This window comes from Staphylococcus sp. HMSC65H10 (assembly GCF_001839185.1).
In the GTDB taxonomy this organism is placed as follows: Bacteria; Bacillota; Bacilli; order Staphylococcales; family Staphylococcaceae; genus Staphylococcus; species Staphylococcus simulans.
Genome location: NZ_KV840406.1, coordinates 1 through 708, shown reverse-complemented (window position 1 = coordinate 708; position 708 = coordinate 1). Strand labels below are relative to the sequence as shown.

Here is a 708-nt window from a genome sequence, read left to right as displayed (position 1 = left end):
TGATGCGTGTAGGGCTTGCATCAATCACAAACCCTTTCACACCTCTGCTTTGTAACTCTTGCTCTAGCTGTGTTAAACTGCGTCCTCGTGTGTCTGATTTGAAACGCTGTTTAATTGTGTTTGATAAATCACGCATCTACTTACCCCAACACTCTATCGCAAATTCAATGCTTTGCTTAGCTTTCTTTAAATCTTGCAAACCATTCTTTCTAGGCGCTCTCATTAAGTATTTGAGTGCATTGCCTACGTGGTAAAACACTGACGCTGATTTATAAGTACTTCCTACTAACTCAATAATCATTGCTGCTGTAAATTGACCGAACTGGTAATGATTAGGTTGATGTACTGAGTTATTTTTGCAATCTTCAAAATGTTCAGCTTTCTTGAAAGATGTTGGCAGTCTGTCGAAGTAATCCTCATCAGTTAATTCAATTTCATTCGCTTCTCCATCCAACAATACAACTGCAGTTTCTTGAGTAAAATTTTTATAAGTAAACGTAATAACACTGCCGCACTTGCCCTCTTCTCCATCATCACTCCAAATAATAATACGATCGTTCAAATTCAAATCCCTAACTTTCATCTAACGCACCGCCTTTTTAGGAAACACAGATGTGTCCATTAACCATTGTGTGTATTTACCACGTGAATGTACTTGAGGTGTACCGTCGTACAACCAAGGACGCTCTTTTCTTCTGCGTGCTTCTG

Annotated in this window: 1 protein-coding gene; it reads right to left on the bottom strand. The window is 39.0% G+C overall.

What is annotated here, in order from left to right; genetic code table 11:
* Window positions 1-136: 136 nt before the first annotated feature.
* Complete coding sequence (locus HMPREF3270_RS10990) at window positions 137-583, bottom strand: DUF3310 domain-containing protein (protein WP_070867259.1); 447 nt, start codon at window positions 581-583, stop codon at window positions 137-139.
* Between the last annotated feature and the right edge of the window lie 125 nt (window positions 584-708).

What these genes read in the sequence shown, in the direction of transcription:
- HMPREF3270_RS10990 (WP_070867259.1), bottom strand. Translation starts at nt 583, where the DNA reads ATGAAAGTTAGGGATTTGAATTTGAACGATCGTATTATTATTTGGAGT.